14 protein-coding genes and 1 other annotated feature are annotated in these 18738 nt (G+C 35.2%); of the genes, 8 read left to right on the plus strand and 6 right to left on the minus strand.

Features of this window, described 5'->3' with window-relative positions:
• Positions 1–94 precede the first annotated feature (94 nt).
• Both AC3WTA_RS00005 and AC3WTA_RS00010 read right to left on the minus strand, forming a co-directional pair.
• Positions 95–310, minus strand: coding sequence for a helix-turn-helix domain-containing protein (locus AC3WTA_RS00005; protein WP_000974614.1), 216 nt, complete (start codon positions 308–310; stop codon positions 95–97).
• Positions 311–320: 10 nt separating this feature from the next.
• Complete coding sequence (locus tag AC3WTA_RS00010) at positions 321–803, minus strand: DUF2975 domain-containing protein (protein ID WP_078183365.1); 483 nt, start codon at positions 801–803, stop codon at positions 321–323.
• Between the two features lie 324 nt (positions 804–1127).
• Between AC3WTA_RS00010 and AC3WTA_RS00015 the strand changes: the two genes are divergently transcribed.
• From AC3WTA_RS00015 to AC3WTA_RS00030, 4 genes are all read left to right on the plus strand, one after another.
• The gene (locus tag AC3WTA_RS00015; RefSeq protein ID WP_000067233.1) at positions 1128–2789 is read left to right on the plus strand and encodes an alkaline phosphatase; all 1662 of its coding nucleotides are present in this window, start codon (positions 1128–1130) and stop codon (positions 2787–2789) included.
• Between the two features lie 258 nt (positions 2790–3047).
• Positions 3048–5432 (plus strand): immune inhibitor A domain-containing protein, encoded by a 2385-nt coding sequence (locus AC3WTA_RS00020; protein WP_000739687.1) that lies wholly within the window; start codon positions 3048–3050, stop codon positions 5430–5432.
• Between the two features lie 375 nt (positions 5433–5807).
• Positions 5808–6839 carry a Delta(5) desaturase DesA gene (gene desA, locus AC3WTA_RS00025; protein ID WP_000171507.1) on the plus strand — a complete coding sequence of 344 codons (1032 nt, stop codon included), beginning with the start codon at positions 5808–5810 and terminating at the stop codon, positions 6837–6839.
• A 282-nt stretch (positions 6840–7121) separates the two neighbouring features.
• Positions 7122–8309 carry an RtcB family protein gene (locus AC3WTA_RS00030; protein ID WP_000916230.1) on the plus strand — a complete coding sequence of 396 codons (1188 nt, stop codon included), beginning with the start codon at positions 7122–7124 and terminating at the stop codon, positions 8307–8309.
• A 199-nt stretch (positions 8310–8508) separates the two neighbouring features.
• On the opposite strand, the gene AC3WTA_RS00035 is transcribed toward AC3WTA_RS00030, so the two are convergent.
• Together AC3WTA_RS00035 and AC3WTA_RS00040 are read right to left on the minus strand one after the other, a co-directional pair.
• Positions 8509–8856 carry a VOC family protein gene (locus tag AC3WTA_RS00035; RefSeq protein WP_000589594.1) on the minus strand — a complete coding sequence of 116 codons (348 nt, stop codon included), beginning with the start codon at positions 8854–8856 and terminating at the stop codon, positions 8509–8511.
• Between the two features lie 303 nt (positions 8857–9159).
• Positions 9160–10584, minus strand: a complete 1425-nt coding sequence (locus AC3WTA_RS00040) for an amino acid permease (protein WP_000195551.1) — start codon at positions 10582–10584, stop codon at positions 9160–9162.
• 270 nt (positions 10585–10854) lie between these two features.
• Here AC3WTA_RS00040 and AC3WTA_RS00045 point away from each other — a divergent pair, with 270 nt between their 5' ends.
• Entirely contained in the window at positions 10855–11604 is a 750-nt protein-coding gene (locus tag AC3WTA_RS00045) for an IclR family transcriptional regulator (RefSeq protein ID WP_000250742.1), read from the plus strand.
• Between the two features lie 51 nt (positions 11605–11655).
• Positions 11656–13320: a M20/M25/M40 family metallo-hydrolase gene (locus AC3WTA_RS00050; protein WP_116480655.1), complete on the plus strand. Its 1665-nt coding sequence runs from the start codon at positions 11656–11658 to the stop codon at positions 13318–13320.
• A gap of 201 nt (positions 13321–13521) precedes the next feature.
• On the opposite strand, the gene proC is transcribed toward AC3WTA_RS00050, so the two are convergent.
• Positions 13522–14340 (minus strand): pyrroline-5-carboxylate reductase, encoded by an 819-nt coding sequence (proC, locus tag AC3WTA_RS00055; RefSeq protein ID WP_000360731.1) that lies wholly within the window; start codon positions 14338–14340, stop codon positions 13522–13524.
• A gap of 339 nt (positions 14341–14679) precedes the next feature.
• Positions 14680–14890: a binding site (T-box leader), on the plus strand.
• A 144-nt stretch (positions 14891–15034) separates the two neighbouring features.
• Here proC and proB point away from each other — a divergent pair.
• On the plus strand, positions 15035–16138 hold the full coding sequence (gene proB, locus AC3WTA_RS00060; RefSeq protein ID WP_000744714.1) for a glutamate 5-kinase: 1104 nt from the start codon (positions 15035–15037) through the stop codon (positions 16136–16138).
• Between the two features lie 30 nt (positions 16139–16168).
• Positions 16169–17416, plus strand: a complete 1248-nt coding sequence (locus tag AC3WTA_RS00065) for a glutamate-5-semialdehyde dehydrogenase (protein ID WP_001006640.1) — start codon at positions 16169–16171, stop codon at positions 17414–17416.
• Positions 17417–17465: 49 nt separating this feature from the next.
• Here the strand turns inward: AC3WTA_RS00065 and AC3WTA_RS00070 are convergent, their stop codons facing one another.
• Positions 17466–18659: a NupC/NupG family nucleoside CNT transporter gene (locus AC3WTA_RS00070; protein ID WP_000545487.1), complete on the minus strand. Its 1194-nt coding sequence runs from the start codon at positions 18657–18659 to the stop codon at positions 17466–17468.
• Positions 18660–18738 lie beyond the last annotated feature (79 nt).

The following is an 18738-nucleotide window of genomic DNA, read 5'->3' on the forward strand; positions in this document are numbered from 1 at the left end:
TGAGTCCATATAAATATAGAACTCAGGTTGCTTAGTTGCGCTTTTTTAATACTGTCTACTTGACAGGGGTCACTGCATACGAGAAGGACTCTTTTTATTCCTTGTCTTCCGGTTGATATTCTAAAATATCCCCTGGTTGGCATTCTAACGCTTTACAAATAGCATCTAAAGTTGTAATTCTAATTGCTTTTGCTTTTCCATTTTTTAATATAGAAAGGTTAGCCATTGTAATTCCAACCTTCTCTGAAAGTTCAGTTACACTCATTTTACGTTTCGCTAACATTACATCAATATTAATTATTATTGCCATGTTATTCACCTCAGACCGTTAAATCATTTTCTGATTTTATATCTATCGCATCTTTTAAAAGTCTTTGGAGAACGGCAGCAAAGACTGTGATAACCATTGAAGCAAAGATAAGGATCATGCCAATTATTATAATACCTGGTGCATCATCTCTCTCTGCTACAAGATAGAAAAGCGGCATACCTACTACATATAATACACTAATTGTAATAGCACATTGTTTTATCTTTTTTAAAGCTCTAACAGATAATTTCGAGAAGGCGTTCCCCTTATCAATGTAGCTTACAAGTTTAAAGGCTTGATATAGAGCAAAATAAAAAGGTATCACCGTTGCATATAGATTGATTAAAACAAGATATTTTATATATGCAATATCCGGGTATAAGTCCGCTGCGTAATTCCCGATATTAGGAATTAAAAATATACACAAAGCAAAAACAGGAATACCGATAAGGATAATTGCTGTCTTTAAAAAGAGTGTTGATCCTTGTTTCATATAAAGCACCTCATTTTTAAATTATCATTTTAATTTAACATAAATTTTATCGTTTAACAATAAATTCTTATTTATTTCAATCGGATTTTTATTGAGAAACAAATTTTAGTGAAGAGAATGATAAGATGTTTTTATAAAAAAAGGTGTGGTCTCTAGTTACTTGAACATAAAAAGGTATGATATGTACCGTTCGTTGCTTTACTAATAAAAGAAAATGAAGGTAATGATTGTTAGCTTCATGAAAATTGGGGACTAATAAAACATATATAGGTTGTGGAAATCTTTTTGTATATAAATGAATGTGAAAAATACGGAGGAACAACAATGTCGAATTTGGGTTTATTGATGAAGAGGTTACTGTTAGTAGGAACAATCACACTAAGTATGTTATGTACGGAAAGCATGATGAATTATCATACGGTGGAAGCTAAGGTGAAACAAGTAGAACGGCAACCGAAAAATGTAATCATAATGGTTATGGACGGAACGAGTTCTTCAGCAACGACATTAGCTCGCTTGTATAAAGGGAAACCACTTGCACTAGATGAAATTGTAACAGGAGGAGTTCGTACCTATTCGGCGGAATCAGCTATAACAGATTCAGCCCCAGCAGCTACAGCTTTAGCGACGGGGAATAAATCGAATTCAGGATATGTAGGTATATTACCTTCTATTGTAAGTTCACCTGGCTTAAAATCAATAAAAGAAGAGGACAAGTTACGTCCAGTTGCCAATGTTCTAGAAGGTGCTAAACGCACTGGTCGCGCAACTGGAATAGTTGCTACAGCTGAAATTCAGCATGCTACTCCCGCTGGATTTTCTGCTCACCATATTAACCGTAAGCGTTTTGACGTAATTGCGGAGCAGCAAGTGTATCAAAATATAGATGTCGTATTAGGTGGGGGAAAAGTGGCACTGCTACCTATAAAAAGAAAAGATGGTGAAGATTTAGTAAAGGTGATTCAAGACAAAGGATACGACTTTGTTGAAACGAAAGATGCATTATTGAACTCTAAATCTAAGAAAATTTGGGGCTCTTTCTCACATAATGCTTTAGCATTTGATATGGATCGTGAAGCAACAAATCCGGAGCAACCAACACTTTCTCAAATGACGGAAAAAGCAATTCAAACACTATCAAAAGATAAAGGTGGTTTCTTTTTATTTGTAGAGGGAAGTAAGCCAGACTGGGCAGCTCATGTGAATGATCCAATAGGGATGATTAGTGATGTATTAGCATTTGATAACGCAGTTGCAGAAGCATTGGAATTTGCAAAAAAAGATGGTAATACGATGTTAATAGCTGTAACTGATCATGGTAACGGCGGTATTTCTATTGGGAATGCGAATACGACAAAAGGCTATAATATTACGCCGGTCTCTGCATACATTGGTCCATTAAAAAAATCGAAAATGACACTTGAAGGTGCTACAAATAAACTAAAATCTGATTTATCAAATGTAAAAGATGTAGCTAAATTATACGGTTTGGACAATTTAACTTATGATGAAAAAGAAAGAGTAAAAGCAGCAAAAAAGAAATCGGATGTAGGTCCAATACTTACTACATTATTGGCCAATCGTGCGAACATAGGCTTCACAACAGGAGGCCATACAGGTGAGGATGTGTTTTTGTATTCTTACGGTCCTCAAAAGCCAAACGGTTTGATCCAAAACACAGACATTGCGAAGACGATGGCGAAAGCAATGGGCTTTAACTTAGAAGAAGTAACAAACAAATTATTTGTAGAGAGTGAATTAGCCTTTAAACGAAAAGGTGCAACAGTAACAATAGATAATACTGATGCAGAAAACCCGGTGCTCATAGTAAAACGTAATAATGTAAAAGCTCAATTATTTGTAAATAAAAATATAATTCGTATTAAGAATAAAGAATATGAATTAGGTAGTGTCGTTGTAGAAAGCAACGGCAAGTTCTATATACCTGAAGAAGCAATCCATTTATTCATAAAATATTCTCATTAAAAAAAGCCAATTCCTTAGCTAGTACTTAGGAATTGGCTTTTTTTGTGTAGATGAAATTTCATTCGAAAACAAGAGTAAAGAGAATCACAAATTCTAAAATGGACTTCTTGTAAATTTATTTATCATATGTTTTTCACCCTGAAAAATATTTCTCAACATTTTAGCTCTTCAAAAAGATTGAATATTCGTATTATAACGAATATTATGTTCCTATCGGCAAAAAAAACGATAATTTGCAGACACTGGGGAGGAAAAGCATTGAAAAAGAATAAGAAGTTAAAACCATTATCAGTTTTAGCAACAGCGGCAGTGCTAAGTAGTACGTTTGCTTTTGGAAGTCATGCAGCGTATGCTGATACGCCACCATCTCTACCAATTGATGAGCATTTAATACCAGATGAGCGTTTGGCAGAAGCGCTGAAACAAAGGGGAGTAATTGATCAATCTGCATCACAAGCTGAGACATCAAAGGCTGTCGAAAATTATGTTGAGAAAAAGAAAGGGGAAAACCCTGGGAAAGAAATCTTGACAGGAGATAGTCTTACGCAAGAAGCTTCTGATTTTATGAAAAAAGTAAAAGATACAAAAATGAAGGAAAATGAACAGGCGCAGCAACCTGAAGTAGGACCAGTGGCTGGACAAGATGCAGGATTGAATTCTAGAAAACTAAATGGAAAAGTACCTACTACACCAGCGAAGCAAGAAGAGTACAATGGAGCTGTTCGAAAAGATAAAGTGCTTGTTTTACTCGTAGAATTTAGCGATTTTAAGCATAATAATATTGATCAAGAACCGGGTTACATGTATTCTAAGGACTTTAATCGTGAACATTATCAAAAAATGTTATTTGGTGATGAGCAATTTACGTTATTTGATGGATCGAAGATTAACACTTTTAAACAATATTATGAAGAGCAATCTGGCGGAAGCTACACAGTTGATGGCACTGTAACCGAATGGCTTACTGTTCCAGGAAAAGCTTCAGATTATGGTGCGGATGCGGGAACTGGTCATGATAATAAAGGTCCTTTAGGGCCACGCGATTTTGTGAAAGAAGCATTAAAAGCAGCTGTAGCAAAAGGCATTAATTTAGCTGATTATGATCAATTTGATCAATACGATCAAGATGGTGATGGAAATAAAAACGAACCAGATGGAATTATTGACCACCTAATGGTTGTACATGCGGGCGTAGGTCAAGAAGCTGGCGGTGGTAAATTGAAAGATGATGCGATTTGGTCCCATCGTTCAAAACTAGGATCAAAGCCATATGCAATTGATGGTACAAAATCTTCTGTTTCAAATTGGGGCGGAAAGATGGCTGCATATGATTATACAATCGAGCCTGAAGACGGAGCAGTTGGTGTGTTTGCACATGAGTACGGTCATGATTTAGGCTTACCAGATGAATATGATACAAAGTATTCAGGGCAAGGTGAACCTGTTGAATCATGGTCCCTTATGAGCGGCGGTAGCTGGGCTGGAAAAATTGCGGGAACAGAGCCAACAAGTTTCTCGCCACAAAATAAAGAGTTTTTCCAAAAGAATATGAAGGGTAACTGGGCGAATATCGTTGAGGTAGATTATGATAAACTGCGCACAGGAATCGGTACTGCAACATATTTAGATCAAAGTGTTACAAAATCAAAACGACCAGGAATCGTTCGTGTTAACTTGCCAGACAAAGATATAAAGAATATCGAATCAGCATTTGGTAAGAAGTTTTATTACAGCACAAAAGGAAATGACATTCATACAACACTTGAGACACCAGTATTTGACTTAACGACTGCAACGGATGCTAAGTTTGATTATAAGGCATTTTATGAATTGGAAGCGAAGTATGATTTCCTTGACGTAAATGCGATTGCAGAAGATGGAACGAAGACACGTATTGATAGAATGGGCGAAAAAGATGTAAAAGGCGGCGTAGATACAACAGATGGTAAGTGGGTTGATAAATCATACGATTTAAGCCAATTTAAAGGAAAGAAAGTAAAACTGCAATTTGAGTATGTAACAGATATTGCAGTAGCTTATAAAGGATTTGCGTTAGACAATGCAGCATTAACTGTAGATGGAAAAGTTGTTTTCTCTGATGATGCAGAAGGCCAGCCAGCAATGACGCTAAAAGGATTTACTGTGTCTAACGGATTTGAACAGAAAAAACATAACTACTATATCGAGTGGCGAAATTACGCTGGGTCTGACACGGCGCTACAACATGCACGTGGTCCAGTATTTAATACAGGAATGGTTGTATGGTATGCGGATCAAAGTTTTACAGATAACTGGGTAGGCGTTCATCCAGGCGAAGGATTCCTTGGGGTAGTAGATTCTCATCCAGAGGCAATCGTAGGAACATTAAATGGACAACCAACTGTGAAGAGCAGTACGCGTTATCAAATTGCCGATGCGGCATTCTCATTTGATCAAACGCCAGCATGGAAAGTAAATTCGCCAACCCGCGGTATCTTTGATTATAAAGGATTGCCAGGCGTTGCGAAATTTGATGATTCTAAGCAATACATCAACAGTGTTATTCCAGATGCCGGGCGTAAGTTGCCGAAACTTGGATTGAAGTTTGAAGTAGTAGGTCAAGCTGAAGACAAGTCTGCAGGTGCAGTTTGGATCCATCGCTAAAATAAAATGAAAAGGAGCTGCCATAAGTCGGTGAAACCTGACTTATGGTAGCTCTTTTCTTCTTGTGAGAAAAAACTGTTACATAAATACAAATCGAAAAAAATTACCATTTAAAGAAATGAAAAGATGTGCAGAAGTGAAAAAGTCCTCTGTTTTTATATATATTTATTGGAAAAAACAGATGTTTCTTTTATAATTGAAATGCTCCATCAGTCCGATTATATAAGGTTTTTTGACCGTAAGTAATTTGTAAGTAATGAGTAAGAAAAAAGAGATTTTTATATTATATAATATTTATTACAGCTACTTTTAACACCTGATACTAATAGTATGCTATAATGTGAATTAGCAACATAAAGGAAAGGAATTAGACCAATGACATTAGAAAATACTAAAAATTTAAAAAAACAAGTTGCTCCGTATGAAAAATCAACGATTAAAAAAAGTGTGTGGCAACTTATTAACACAATTGTGCCGTTCATTATTTTATGGTACCTTGCTTATAAAAGTTTGTCCGTTTCTTATTGGTTATCGTTAGTTCCATCTCTGTTAGCCGCTGGTTTTATGACACGGATTTTCATTATTTTTCATGATTGTACCCATTATTCATTCTTTAAAAGTCGACCTGCAAATAGAATCGTAGGGACATGTATGGGTGTGTTAACTTTATTCCCGTTTGATCAATGGGGACATGAGCATTCTATTCATCACGCTACAAGTGGTAATTTGGATAAGAGAGGTACAGGAGATATTTGGACGCTTACAGTGGATGAATATGTAGCTGCTCCATTTAGACTGCGTTTAGCATATCGCTTATATCGCAATCCATTCGTTATGTTTGGATTAGGTCCGATTTATGTTTTCTTACTTAAAAATAGATTTAACCGAAAAGGTGCTAGACAGAAAGAACGTATGAATACGTATTTGACGAATATTATAATCGTTGCTTTAATAGCTATACTTTGCTGGGCAATTGGTTGGCAATCGTTTCTGTTAGTGCATGGCACTATATTCTTAATAGCAGGTTCAATAGGAATTTGGCTGTTTTACGTACAGCACACATTCGAAGATTCTTATTTTGAAGAGGATAAAGATTGGGAATATGTGAAAGCGGCAGTGGAAGGAAGTTCATTTTATAAACTTCCAAAAATCTTGCAATTTCTAACTGGTAATATTGGATTCCATCATGTTCACCATTTAAGTCCAAGAGTACCTAACTATAAACTAGAAGAGGCACACAATAATACGCTTCCGTTAAAAAATGTACCAACGATTACACTTGCTACAAGCTTACGATCACTCCGTTTTCGTCTTTGGGATGAGAAAAGTAACAATTTTGTTACCTTTAAAGAATTCAAAAAAATAATTAAAAACAATGTTTCTGTTCGAGTGAAATCTGAACTATAATTTCATCGTATATAAAAAACTCTCCTTAATCATTTTCGATTTAAGGGGAGTTTTTGTTTAATTATTATATGATCGATATTGAGGAGGAGGAATGCTTATGTGTAGGTATAAATATAAAGAGACAGTAATTATATTATGTAAACAAAATGAATCATTATAATTTTTTATTATAGTGAAGGATATAGTACATATATAATGGAAAGCAGAAGGTGGATGATAGTAATTATAAGAACACATACAACGTAATAAAATAATTCTTTCAAAAGGAAGGGGACATAAAAGATGTTGAAATTACAAGGAAAATACAATGAAGCAAAAGTATTTACGAATAACGTTGATGAGACTGCAACTGGGCAGATTATTGATCTTTGTAACCAAGAATTTGTAAAGGATAGTCAAATTCGTATTATGCCAGATACACATGCAGGAGCAGGTTGCACGATTGGAACAACGATGACAATACAAGATAAAATTGTTCCTAATCTTGTAGGGGTAGACATTGGTTGTGGTATGGAAGTTGTTGTGATTGATAAGAAAAAAGAAGAAATTAATTTCGATTACTTAGACGAAACGATTCGTAAATTTGTTCCAAGTGGTTTTCGTATCCGAGATAAAGAACATCGATTCTCAAAAATGATTGATTTTCATGGTGTGAAGGCCCCATATACATTACAACGAGCTCAAAAAAGTATAGGTACTCTTGGAGGAGGAAATCATTTCATTGAATTAAATGAAGATGATAAAGGAAATGTATATATTGTCATTCATAGTGGTTCTCGTAATTTAGGTAAACAAATAGCAGAGTATTACCAGAACTTCGCGTATGAACAACTAATTCATGTTACATCAATGAAGGATGAGATTATTAAGAGATTAACTAAAGAGGGGAGAGAGAAAGAAATACAAGAAACTTTACGTGGAATTAAGAAGCCACAGATTCGTAAAGAACTAGCTTATTTAGAAGGAGAAGGATTCAAAGATTATATGAATGACATGAATATAGCCCAAAAGTATGCTGAGTTCAATCGTAAAGCAATGATTGAAGAAATTGTCACTAAAATGGATTGGAAAGTAACTGATCAATTTACTACAATACATAACTATATTGACATGGAAAATATGATTCTACGAAAAGGTGCTATTTCAGCTCAGAAAGATGAACGAGTAATTATTCCAATTAACATGAGAGATGGTTCAATTATTGCATTTGGTAAAGGTAATCCAGACTGGAACTTTTCTGGTCCGCACGGGGCAGGACGTATCATGAGTCGTAAGAAGGCTAAAGAATTATTGAGTCTAGAGGACTTCCAAAATACGATGAAAGAGGTTTGGACTACATCGGTAGTAGAGAGCACAATTGATGAGGCACCAATGGTATACAAGCCAATGGATGAAATTATAACAAATACAAAAGAAACGATAGATATAAAGCACATTATTAAGCCATTATATAATTTTAAAGCGAATTAGAAGGGATAAATAAGCAGCCAGAAAAAACTATTTTTCGTATTTTTTGTTTGGAAACAATCTAATCAAGGGAAGTAGTTTCATTTTATGGTGGATGTGATAGAAAAAAAGTCGATTTCCAGTGGAGTAAAGAAATCGACTTTTATATTTGTTTTGTTGAATGAAAGCAACCGTTAGCTTAATAGCAAAGGATTATAACCGTCTATTTCTCCCAAAGCTCAATTAGACGACCTTCAGGATCTTTAATCCAAATAAACTTTCCGAACTCACTAATTTCTTCTTTCTTTTCAAGAGGTACACCAATATGTTCAAGATGCTGAATAGTCTCATTTAAATTATGTACTTCAAAATTTAACATCACTTGCTGTTCTATTGGAAAATAATTGTCATTTTCGGTAAAGAAAGAAAAAATAGTCTCATTTCCTAATTGGGGTTTAATCACAGTCCCATTCCAATCTTCTATTTCAATTTTCAACACTTCACTGTACCATTTTTTTATAACATCAAGATTGTTAGTTCTCCAAAATATTCCCCCGAAACCTTTTATCATTGTAGATAACTCCTGTCTTTTTTAAAATTTTTAAGTATTATATATTCAATATATCAAAACAGTAATAGTAAGGAAAATCAATAACGTATAAAAAGTGAAAAATTCCAATTACTAGTATTTTAGTATTTACCGCATTATGGAAATCGGTATCACTTTTCAAAGAACTTACAATCCAAGTAAAGGTATATAGTAATACTGACTCGTATGAGGTAATGAATGAAAAGGGAATAGAACAAATGCCAATGATAAAAGACCGCATATGAAATGAAAGCCATGTGCGGTCTTTTATATATAAGTATAGTATTACATAGTCTCGCTAATTTTAGTTTCACTTTGAGTGTTAGTAGAAATTCTTTTCTTCACTTTAAAGTGATAGTAAGTGTAGCAAAAGATGATAAACGGTACAGTGCAATAGATTCCAAGTCGTTGTTCAGGGATAAAGATAAGACTGATTAATATAATGCCATACAATCCAAAACCAAGAATTGGTACAAGTGGATAAAGTGGAGTTTTAAATTTTAAGTCTTCTAATTTTCCACCGTCTGCTAAATAATGTTTACGGAAAAAGAATTGAGAGACACAAATTGACATCCAAACAATGATTGTTATGACGCCAGAAATTGAAATTAACCATAAGTAAACTGTTTCAGCAGCTACGACGCTTGTTAAAAGAGAAAAAGCAGAAATAGAAATTGTCAAAATTAAAGCGTTTAAAGGTATTCCTCGTGAAGATAATTTCTTTAAAAAGGCCGGAGCCATTTCATTTTTTGATAATGACCAAAGCATGCGAGTTGCAGCGTACAGTCCAGAGTTTGCGACAGAAAGAACAGCAGTAAGAATAACAAAATTCATAATATCAGCTGCATATGGAATACCGATATTATCAAATACAGCAACGAATGGGCTCTTTGTTAATCCTGCTTCTTCCCAAGGAATTAAAGCAACAAGAACAAAGATTGCTAAGACGAAGAAAAACATCGTGCGCCATATAATATTTCTAATAGAACGAGGTAAAGTTTTTGCTGGATCTTCACTTTCACCTGCTGCGATTCCGACAAGTTCTGTACCTTGGAAGGAATAATTGACTGTAACCATTGTTAATAGAATAGCTGCAAGTCCATTTGGGAATAAACCGCCATGATTTACGAAATTTGATAATAGCGGGGCTGGTTCGTCGCCTTTTAAGTCAATAAAACCGAACATAGCGGCACCGCCAAGGATAATAAAAGCTATAATGGCAGATACTTTTATACTTGAAAACCAAAATTCTGTTTCTGCATAACTACGAGCAGATAATGCGTTAATAGTGAAGATTGTAACGCCAAATATTAAACACCAAACCCAGACGGGAATATCAGGAAACCAGCGTTGCATTGTAATGCCGGCAGTTGTAAATTCAAGACCGGTCGTATTCGCCCAGCTTAACCAATACAACCATCCGATCGTAAAGCCAGTTGCAGGATTGATGAACTTAGTGGCATATTCCTGGAACGAACCTGAAACAGGCATAGCTACAGCAAGTTCACCAAGACAAAGCATAACGAAATACATTAATAATCCACCAGCCATAAAGGCAAGTACGGATCCACCAGGTCCAGCTTGACTTATAATAAAGCCAGATCCATTAAATAACCCCGTTCCAATCACACCACCGAGTGCAATCATGAATAAGTGTCTACTTTTCATCGTACGTTTTAATTCATTGTTTGTATTACTTACTTGCGTCATTGTTTTCCTCACTTTCGTAGTTGATAGAATGAAGTTCGATATTTTTCCGTATTATGGAATGTATTCCGTGATGTGAAATCTTGTTATAATTTTCAGATAATTAAAAAGAAAAGTCAATGTTTTTTTGATTACGCTTTCAAAATATTGTCGGTGGCATATTTTTATTTTTAGAAAATTGAATAAATAGATTGATTTCATTTTGAATTTTTGTTAAATTGATAGGTAATTGAGCGTACTAGCATATTACAAGTCAAGCTGAGGTGAGTTATTATGGTACAGTCCATTGATCGAGCGATAAGTATTATAAAGTTGTTAAATTCTACCGATGAAAAAGAGTATTGGGCTATTTCTGATATAGCGGACAGAACACATCTCCCAGTAAGTACAGTACATAGATTACTTAATTCTCTAATCGAGCATGGGTTAGTTACGCAAATTTCAGAAACGAAACAGTACAAAATTGGGCCAATGTGGATGGAAATAGGATTACGTCAATTGGAGAAAGTAGACTACAGATCAGTTGCAAGAGAAGTGATGAAGCGGTTAGCCTCTGAAGTGGAAGAAAGTGTTTATTTGAACATTCCAAATGGAACACATTCTATTATCATTGAAAGAATGGATAGCCCTTTAAAAATTCGAGTTATTGATAACTTAGGGGAACAAATTCCACTTTCAATTGGTGCGGCAAATAAAACGATGCTTGCCAATATGAAAACGAATGAAATGGAACATATTGTAGAACATTTACTTTCTTCATTACCAGAACAAAAGCACATTCTTTTAGATCAAATAAAGCAAATAAAAACTGAAGGATATGCGGTAAGTTATGGTGAAAAAACAGAAGGGACAGCTTCAGTAGCTGCACCTATTATCGGATTTAATCATAAAGTAGTAGGAGCATTAAGTGTTGGGTTAATTAGTCACCGCATTAATGATGATCGACTATCTTTTCTGATTAGTAAGGTAAAACAAGCAGCTCATGAAATATCAATAAAAATCGGCAGTACATCAGAGCTATAATTTTGATAACTGTCGTCATTTTTTATTCATATACTGGAATTCATTTTCATAATGCGGAAAAATAGGGGGATTTATATGTCAAAGTGGCAATCAAAAGAACAATTGATTCAATTATTAAACAGTCTTGTTGAAATTCCTAGTATTACAGGTACAGAAGCTGAAGTGATATTGCCAGACTTTGTAGTGGAACAATTATCTGATTTACAGTACTTCAAAGAAAACCCGTATCATTTGCAAAAAAATCCGACGGGGGACGGACGATATTTTGTTACAGCCCTAGTAAAGAAAAGCGATAGTACAAAAAATACAGTAATTCTAGTTAGTCACTTTGATGTTGTAGATGTGCAAGATTACGGAGTTTGGAAAGAAGATGCATTTAATCCTAAAAAGTTAACATCTATGTTTTATTCTCATAAAGATGAATTACCCGACCATGTACGTGAAGATATAGAACAAGGAGAATGGCTGTTTGGCAGAGGAACAATGGATATGAAATGTGGCCTCGCATTACAAATGGCAATGATTGAGCAAGCCTGTGAAGGAAGATTTGACGGGAATGTTCTTTTATTAGCTGTTCCAGATGAAGAAGTAAACTCTGTAGGGATGAGGGCTGCTGTTCCAAGACTACTAGAGTTAGCAAGAGAACACGATTTAGATTATAAAACGGTACTAAATTCAGAGCCTATGTTTTCACGACATCCTGGTGACCAAAATAAGTATATTTACACTGGTTCTATTGGTAAAGTGTTACCTGGATTCCTTTGCTACGGAAAAGAGACACATGTAGGTGAACCATTTGCAGGCTTAAATGGGAGTTATATGGCTGCTTTATTAACAGCTGAATTAGAATTGAATACGGACCTTTGTGATGTTGTAGAAGGAGAAGCGAGTCCTCCCCCAACTAACTTACTTCAACGTGATTTAAAGGAGGATTATTCTGTACAAATTCCGCATCGTGCAGTCACATTATTCAATTTGTTTTTACTAGAAAAAACGATGACAGATGTCGTTTCATTGTTACGTCAAAAAGTAACGAAAGTAGCAGAGAAAATAGAGGAATCATATGAAAAGCAAGCGTATCGTTTTTCTAAATATAATCCGTTTATACCGCCTAATATGAAAGTGAATGTTTTAACGTATGAAGAGCTTATCGCTTATGCAATTGAACAACATGGGCAAGAGAAAATAGATGATATTCAATCTAGTATAATAAAAAATAGAGAAGATCAAGATGATCGTGCGGTAACAATTGATTTAGTGGATAAACTAGCTATTTTATGTAAAGAAAAGGCTCCGATGATTGTACTTTTCTTTGCTCCGCCATATTATCCAGCTGTAAGTTCACGCAACAACTCGTTAATTAAAGAAGTAGTTACAGAAATGGAAAAGTATGCTCACTACAATCATAACATTACATTTGAAAACCAAAACTATTTTGGAGGAATTTCAGATTTGAGCTATGTGGGCTTACAGAATCCACTAGATTCAATGCGTTCACTTGTAGACAATATGCCATTATGGGATAAAGGTTATTCGATTCCACTTCAGGAACTAGAAGAGTTTGACGTTCCAGTATTAAATATGGGACCAGTAGGAAAAGATGCACATCAATGGACAGAACGTTTAGATGTAAATTACGCATTTGAAACGCTATTAGATATGTTACCGAAATGCATTGAAAAATTATTAGTTTCTAATAAAATTACACAATCATAGTAGGGAATAAGGAAGGGATAAAACTAAAATCTCAAAAGAAGATACAAATAAAATTATTGTAGTATAACCAAAAGAACGGACAAACTCAAGTATCTATGAGTTTGTCCATTTATCATTTAGTGAAAGCGAGAGAGTATGTAATTCACCATTTTCTAATTAAATTCATGTGAATTCATAGCTAACGTGATCTCTTTTATAGTTTTACTTTTTCGTTTGACCAGATAATTCAACAGACTTTTGTGTACAACGCTGCATAGCTGAAATGATGGCTGTTCGTAAGCCTTTTTCCTCTAATGTTGCTACAGCTTCTATCGTTGTTCCGCCAGGAGAACAAACCATATCTTTCAATTCACCTGGATGTATTCCTGTTTCTAGTACCATTTTTGCAGAGCCTAACACAGCTTGAGCAGCGAATTTATATGCTTGATTTCTAGGCATACCATCTAGTACAGCTGCATCTGCCATCGCTTCTATAATCATATATACGTATGCTGGCGACGAACCACTTACAGATGTTACAACGTCCATTAATTTTTCGCTTACGATCTCTGTTTGACCAAAGCTATTGAAAATGTTTAGCACATCTTCTAAATCTGTTTCTGTCACCATTTCATTAGGGCATAATGCAGACATTCCTTCTCCAACCAGGGCAGGTGTATTAGGCATTACTCTTACAACCTTTAATTTTTTATCAAAAGCTTCTTCAGTACTTTTAATGCTTTTCCCGGCAGCGATCGTTACGACGATAACATCGTTTTTGATTACTTCTTTTATTTCGTTAATGATTGATGCGTATAGGTCTGGTTTAATTGATAAAATTAAAATATCAGCATTTTTAGCTACTTTATTGTTGTCAGTAGTTGTAGTTAGCCCATATTTTTCACTAGCATTTTTTAAATTCATAGTGTTTAAATCCGAACAAATAATATTATTTGCAGACACTATCTTTTTGTTTAGCATCCCACCAATCATAGCCATTCCCATATTTCCACAACCGATGAATCCAATTTGTTTATCCATAATAACTCAATCTTGCTCCTTTTATAATAAATTATATCATTTTGAAATTGTTATCTTAAAATAACAATAACATCTCCATGCAATATAAAGAAACATTCTAAGAGAATATATTCCTTTTTGCAACACTAAAAGATAAAAATCAATTATATTCGACATTCTGTAAATATATACACTATAATTTAAGGTATTATGTTTATGAATATGAATTAAACTTATATCGATTTGTATGTTCATTCAGTAGGTCAATAATTTCATGCAAGTAACTTGCCGCTCTATTCATTTTTAAAAATACTTCTTGACACCAAATCAAACTATATCGCATAATATAAAAAATTAAACCGAAAATCGTTGAAGGGAAATAGTACATATGTCTTCTTGCGAAAGAGAGTGGAATTCACCGGCTGAAAGATTCCTCGTATAGAATATATCGAACCTATCCCTGAGTCTTAAATGAAAGTTTAGGCGTTCGCCTGCGTTATAGGCGCCAAGTGGATATCTATGTATATCAATTAAGGTGGTACCGCGGAACAATGACCGTTTCGTCCTTTTTATTTTATTAAGGGCGAAGCGGTCATTTTTATTTTGCTCTTAAATAGGCTAGGCGCAGCATTGAAAAGAATAGAATCGCTGCAAGCTGTATAAATAGAAGTGTAATTTATAAAAAACTTTGATTTTAGACTTGGGGGATAAAAAAGTGAAAAAACAACGAATTGTTGTAAAGATTGGGAGTAGTTCCTTGGCAGATAGTCACGGAGGCATCTCTATAGAACAACTTTCAGATCACGTTGCCGCATTGGCTCGATTGAAAGAGGAAGGGCATGAAGTTTTGTTAATTACATCTGGGGCCGTCGCTGCAGGTTTTTCAGCTCTAGGGTATCCTAGTAGACCTGTGACAATTAAAGGAAAACAGGCTGCTGCAGCTGTCGGACAAAGTTTGTTAATGCAGGCGTACACGGAGGAATTTCGTAAATATGGTATCGTTACTGCGCAACTATTGCTGACGAGAAGTGATTTTTCTAGAAAAGAACAATATAGTAATGCTTACGCTACATTAGGAGAGTTACTAAACCGTTCTGCTCTTCCAATAATTAATGAAAATGATTCCATCTCTTTAGAAGAGCTGACGTTCGGTGATAATGATATGCTGTCAGCTTTAGTAAGCGGGCTTGTTTCGGCGGATATGCTAATGATTTTTACGGATGTGAACGGTTTATACGACAAAAATCCTCAGAAAAATGCGGATGCGAAAAAGTATTATTTCCTTCCTGAAGTTACGGAAGAAATCGCTTCTATTGCAGGAGATGCTGGGTCCAAACTTGGGACTGGTGGTATGAAGTCAAAAATTGATGCTGCGAAGACAGCACTTTCTCTTGGTGTGAGTGTATTTATCGGAACAGGACGTGGACAAGAGAAATTTGTAGATGTTTTGAAGGGCAAAGGTGATGGAACGTATGTCGGAAATGCTCCTCAAAAAGAAATGAAAGTGAATAAGCAATGGATTGCCTTGCATTCGCTTGTTAGTGGACAAATTGAAGTAGACGCTGGAGCAGCTACTGCTATCATTCAGCATGGTAAGAGTCTTCTTCCTGCTGGCGTTACGAATGTGTCAGGATTTTTCAAAGTTGGCGATGTCGTAGAAGTAATGACGCAACAAGGGCGCGTCATCGGAAAAGGGCAATGCACATATAGTGCTGAGGAACTAAGAGATGTAAAAGGTATGCAAAGCCAAGATATCCAAGCAAGAGGCGATAGGCATAATTATGAAGTCATTCATAGAGATTATTGGGTTTCACTTTAAGAATAGTGATGTTAAGAAGGAGGAAAAAAGATGAATGAAGTGTTGGCAAAGGGAAAAAAAGCGAAAGAAATTGCTAGAGAACTTGTACTAAAATCTACAAGTCAAAAAAATGAAGCACTTGCTGCAATTGCTGAAAGGCTAATAGTAGAAACAGCTTATATTTTAAAGGAAAACAAACGGGATATTGAAGAAGGTAGGGCGAAAGGATTTTCCGATTCTCTTCTTGATCGTCTTATGTTGACGGAGCAGCGTATTATTGATATGGCAGAGGGAATTAAGCAGTTAATTGAATTACGTGATCCTATTGGAGAATGTGTAAGTAAATGGGAGCGACCAAATGGACTATCTATTCAGGAGATGCGTGTACCACTTGGTGTTGTTGGCATGATTTACGAGGCAAGGCCGAATGTAACTGTGGATGCTGCTACAATTTGTTTGAAGACAGGAAATGCAGTTATATTACGTGGTAGTTCTTCTGCTATCAATTCTAACAAAGCCATCGTTTCCGTTATTCATCGAGCGCTCAAAGAAACAAGCTTGCCTCCAGAAAGTGTACAGCTTATAGAAGATACAACGCGAGATAGCGCAAAGCAGTTGTTTACAATGAATGATTACCTAGACGTTCTTATTCCAAGAGGCGGCAAACAATTAATCGATACGGTAGTAAGAGAAGCATCTGTTCCAGTACTTGAAACGGGTGCAGGAAATTGTCATATTTTCATTGATGAAACAGCGAATAAGCAAATGGCAATTGATATTATTATTAATGCAAAAACGCAGCGTCCATCTGTATGTAATGCAATTGAAACGATTGTACTTCATGAGAAGTGGGTGCAGCAATATGGTAAAGAGCTGTTTTCTGCTTTAAAGGAAAGAGGCGTGGAACTACGTGGTGATCAAAAAGCATTGGCAATTGATTCTTCAATTGTACTTGCTTCAGAAGAAGACTGGGGTACAGAATTTTTATCACTCACGCTGGCAGTGAAAGTAGCTTCTTCTATAGAAGAAGCGATTTATCACATAAATACGTATGGATCTATGCATTCCGAAGCGATTATTACAGAGGATGAGGAAAACGTCAATAAGTTCTTCACATCTGTTGATGCGGCGGCACTTTATCATAATGCATCCACTCGTTTTACTGATGGATCTGAATTCGGATTTGGAGCAGAAATTGGCATCAGTACACAAAAGCTACATGTAAGGGGACCGATGGGACTTCCTGCATTGACTTCTACAAAATATGTGATTCGTGGAAATGGTCAGATTCGAAAATAATAATAAAAGACACTCAATTAGCTTGGGTGTCTTTTATTTTAAAGATTATTTACCATACAAATAGTCCAACAAGCATAGCGCTTAATAAGGAAACTGCCATCCCGCTAACAAGAAGCTTCCAAACATTTTTACCGATTATGGCTGATTTTTCTCCGCCAAATAATGAATTGTAAGTTCCGTAAATCATACCTACTGTACTAAAGTTAGCAAAAGAAGCTAGAAATGTAGTTGCAACTGCAACTGTATGTGGTTGTAAAGACTTTAGGTTTGATTTTAAATCCATCATTGCAACAAATTCATTCGTCGTTATTTTGATCCCCATTAATTCAGCTACATACATCGCATCACTGCCCGATAAACCGAGTAAAAAAGCAAAAGGGCTAAAGATAATGGAGAAGATTTTTTGAATTGTTAAACCTGTGACGAAAAAGCCTAAAATCCCATTTAAACATGCAGTTAATGCTACATAACCAATTACCATAGCTAAAATAACGATAACCATATTCATCCCGACTAACATACTGTTTGAAATTGTAGAAAAGAAATCTTTTTTTTCATCTTTTGAAGGTGTATATACGACATCTTCTTCTTTCGTAACTTCCACAGGATTTAATACATTGGCTAAAATTAATGCATTAATACAGTTTAAAGGGATAGCGCTGAAAATATATGTTGCCGGAACCATTGATAAATAAGCGCCAAGAATGGATCCGCTAACGCTACTCATACTCATAATTCCAAAAGTTAATAAACGATTTTCTTTTAAAACGGATAATTGATCACGGACAACCGCAAGTGCTTCAGTGTTTCCTAAAAACATCATTTGAATCGAAAAGAAACTTTCTAACTTTGGTAAACGAGAAATCTTTGAAATAACTGCACCTACTTTATCAATAATCCAAGTTAAGATACCGAAGTACGAAAGAATATCAAAGAACGTGATAACAAAAATGATAGGAAGTAATGCACTAAAGAAGAAATCAACAGTTTGATTTTCCATAGCGGAAGGAAATACAAACCGAATACCTTCATTCGCACATGATAGTAGCCAACTGAAAAATGAAGCAATTTTATTAATGATAATACTGCCGAGCTTCGTGCCTAACATAAACCACGTAATAAAGAGCTCCAATATGATTAGAATAACGATTGGTCTCCATTTTATTTGTTTTTTATTAGGCGAACATAGGAAAACGATTAATATTACAACAAAAATCCCTAACATATTTAATATGAAATGCATCTCAACAACTCCTTGAGAGTTATTATTTGTATATAAAAAAGCTCCTATTCTTCTTAATTTAGAATGAATGTATTTCAAC

Source organism: Bacillus sp. EB106-07-01-XG149, from assembly GCF_058791555.1.

What these genes read in the sequence shown, in the direction of transcription:
- AC3WTA_RS00005 (WP_000974614.1), bottom strand. Translation starts at nt 310, where the DNA reads ATGGCAATAATAATTAATATTGATGTAATGTTAGCGAAACGTAAAATG.
- AC3WTA_RS00010 (WP_078183365.1), bottom strand. Translation starts at nt 803, where the DNA reads ATGAAACAAGGATCAACACTCTTTTTAAAGACAGCAATTATCCTTATC.
- AC3WTA_RS00015 (WP_000067233.1), top strand. Translation starts at nt 1,128, where the DNA reads ATGTCGAATTTGGGTTTATTGATGAAGAGGTTACTGTTAGTAGGAACA.
- desA (WP_000171507.1), top strand. Translation starts at nt 5,808, where the DNA reads ATGACATTAGAAAATACTAAAAATTTAAAAAAACAAGTTGCTCCGTAT.
- AC3WTA_RS00030 (WP_000916230.1), top strand. Translation starts at nt 7,122, where the DNA reads ATGTTGAAATTACAAGGAAAATACAATGAAGCAAAAGTATTTACGAAT.
- AC3WTA_RS00035 (WP_000589594.1), bottom strand. Translation starts at nt 8,856, where the DNA reads ATGATAAAAGGTTTCGGGGGAATATTTTGGAGAACTAACAATCTTGAT.
- AC3WTA_RS00040 (WP_000195551.1), bottom strand. Translation starts at nt 10,584, where the DNA reads ATGACGCAAGTAAGTAATACAAACAATGAATTAAAACGTACGATGAAA.
- AC3WTA_RS00045 (WP_000250742.1), top strand. Translation starts at nt 10,855, where the DNA reads ATGGTACAGTCCATTGATCGAGCGATAAGTATTATAAAGTTGTTAAAT.
- AC3WTA_RS00050 (WP_116480655.1), top strand. Translation starts at nt 11,656, where the DNA reads ATGCGGAAAAATAGGGGGATTTATATGTCAAAGTGGCAATCAAAAGAA.
- proC (WP_000360731.1), bottom strand. Translation starts at nt 14,340, where the DNA reads ATGGATAAACAAATTGGATTCATCGGTTGTGGAAATATGGGAATGGCT.
- AC3WTA_RS00065 (WP_001006640.1), top strand. Translation starts at nt 16,169, where the DNA reads ATGAATGAAGTGTTGGCAAAGGGAAAAAAAGCGAAAGAAATTGCTAGA.
- AC3WTA_RS00070 (WP_000545487.1), bottom strand. Translation starts at nt 18,659, where the DNA reads ATGCATTTCATATTAAATATGTTAGGGATTTTTGTTGTAATATTAATC.